The sequence below is a fragment of the Selenomonas sp. CM52 genome (genome assembly GCF_000292955.1).
Lineage (GTDB): Bacteria > Bacillota > Negativicutes > Selenomonadales > Selenomonadaceae > Selenomonas.
In genome coordinates, this window is the sequence record NZ_ALNM01000004.1 from 1 (window position 1) to 2,222 (window position 2,222).

The following is a 2,222-nucleotide window of genomic DNA, read 5'->3' on the forward strand; positions in this document are numbered from 1 at the left end:
AAGCCGTTGACGCCGGGCTTCGCGCCCTTGCTGCCGCGATCTGCCGTGCCGAGCACATCGACGATCTGATGGCGAATGCAATCGGCAAGCATTTCTCCGTATGCGCTTCGGTGGTAATACCAGACTTCCGTGCCTCGCGCATTCCCGTTGCAGGCATTGCAGTGGATGGAGATGAAAAGGTCGGCTTCGCTCTCGTTGGAGGCATCGACGACTTCCTCCAAACTGTCCGACTGGAGATTTCCCACGACCTCTACGCCTGCGGCAGTGAGATAGCCTACCACCAAATCTGCGACATTCTTTGCCACATCGCACTCTCGGAGTCCAAATCCGCACGCTCCTGGGTCGGGATTGCCGCTAGGGGCGTGTCCTGCGTTTAGAAAAACTTTCATTGTGCTGCCTCCTTTGATTTCGATACATTCACATACGGAATGCGCTCTCCATCTCGCTCCAAATACACATCTTCCGTCGCTCCGTCTTTGCTCCGGATGTATCTTTCCACCGCCACGTCCACGAACTTCGGCTCAAGCTCCACGCCATAGCAAATGCGCCCCAACTGCTCACAGGCGATGAGCGTCGATGCCGAGCCTAAGAAGCCATCGAGAACGATGCCATTCGTCTGCGTGCACTGCCTGATGAGATACGCCAGAAGCGGCACAGGTTTCGAGGACGGATGACCGCAGCCGTCTTTCTTCGAGTCCTTGATGCGGTCGAAGGAAAAGACGGTCGTCTGCTTCTGGTCGCCGTACCACTTGTGCTTGCCGTCCTTGCGCCAGCCCCAGATGATGGGTTCGTGGATGTACTTCCAGTCCGTGCGCGTGAGCACGAGGCGGTCTTTCTTCCACACGAGTCCCGCGCCAACTTTAAAGCCCGCATCTTCATAAGCGTCATGAAAGGTGCGGGCTTTTGCCGTTGCGTAGAATACATAGATGGAAGCGTCCGTCGCCATCGCGGAGTGGAACGCCGTGAAGGCACTCTTGAGAAATTCGTAGGCATCCTTGTCGGAAAGGTCGTCGTTCTTGATTTTCCCCGACGTGCTTTCGAGACGGATCATGTACGGCGGGTCCGTGCAGACGAGATTGACTTTCTCGCCGCCGAGCAGACGCTCATATGTCTCCGGCAGAGTGGAATCTCCGCAGAGGACGCGATGCTTTCCGAGATGCCAAAGGTCGCCCGCTTGAGCGACACACGGTTTCTGCAGTTCCGCATCCACATCAAAATCGTCCTCCTGCGCTTCGTCGTCCGTTGAGAGCAAATCGGCAATCTCGGCTTCGTCGAAACCCGTGAGAGATACATCGAAGTCCATGCCCTGCAAGGCTTCCATCTCGACGCGCAGCATTTCCTCATCCCACCCTGCGTCAAGTGCGAAACGGTTGTCCGCGAGGATGTATGCTTTCTTCTGTGCTTCAGTCAGATGTTCGGCAAAGACGCACGGCACGCTTTCCATGCCCTCCGCCTTAGCGGCGGCGACACGCCCATGCCCTGCGAGGATGCCGTAGTCCTTGTCGATGATGACGAGATTGATGAAGCCGAACTCGCGCAGACTGCCGCGCAGCTTGTTGATCTGCTCCGGCGAGTGCGTCCGGGCATTGTTGGCATAAGGCACGAGCTTGTCGATGGGTACGAGCTTCATTTCAGATGTTGTTTTGTCCAAGATTTACACCTCCTGCAATAACTTATGAACAAACCTGCGAATTGGTTATTCGATTCGCTAAATCTGTGTAAGGACGACATTTTTTCCAAACTTGAAATTCGATCCATAAAGGCGGTTCAGGAACGCAATTCAGCTGTCCGGCAAACTGCCTGAATAGGCATTGTGCGCCAACATTGTACATTTGGGCGCAGGTGACTGCATCATGTGATTTCCCGAGTATTATTTGCTGCCCGTCAAGCGTAATATTGGCTTCATACATTCCATTTTTGCGCTTTTTTACGCCAATGTAGCCAAGCGTATTGGATGAGCGAATTCCCTTGTTGATACAATTCTGATGCTGCGTCGCTACACGCAGATTGCTATTGCGGCAATCCAGCGGATTGCGGTTTATGTGGTCTACCACGAAAATGTCATCCTCAACACCCAAAAGCAGACGATGCAATCGCAATCGTTTTATCAGCTTTCCATGCGCTTTAATATCCGCAATAACATAATCGCTGTCCGCTTTTTTATACCACCAATATCTCGACACGACATCCACATCTTCAGCGTCGATGAGAAATTTATCACC

3 protein-coding genes are annotated in these 2,222 nt (G+C 53.3%); all 3 read right to left on the reverse strand.

Annotated features, from left to right (window positions below):
* On the reverse strand, positions 1–389 hold a 389-nt coding region (locus tag HMPREF1153_RS00860), incomplete at its 3' end, for an N-acetylmuramoyl-L-alanine amidase family protein (protein WP_037369365.1).
* Entirely contained in the window at positions 386–1,651 is a 1,266-nt protein-coding gene (locus HMPREF1153_RS00865; RefSeq protein WP_009645033.1) for a site-specific DNA-methyltransferase, read from the reverse strand. The genes HMPREF1153_RS00865 and HMPREF1153_RS00860, both read right to left, overlap by 4 nt.
* A gap of 22 nt (positions 1,652–1,673) precedes the next feature.
* Positions 1,674–2,222 (reverse strand): HNH endonuclease (locus HMPREF1153_RS12180; RefSeq protein WP_071530746.1); only part of this gene is annotated, 549 nt, incomplete at its 5' end.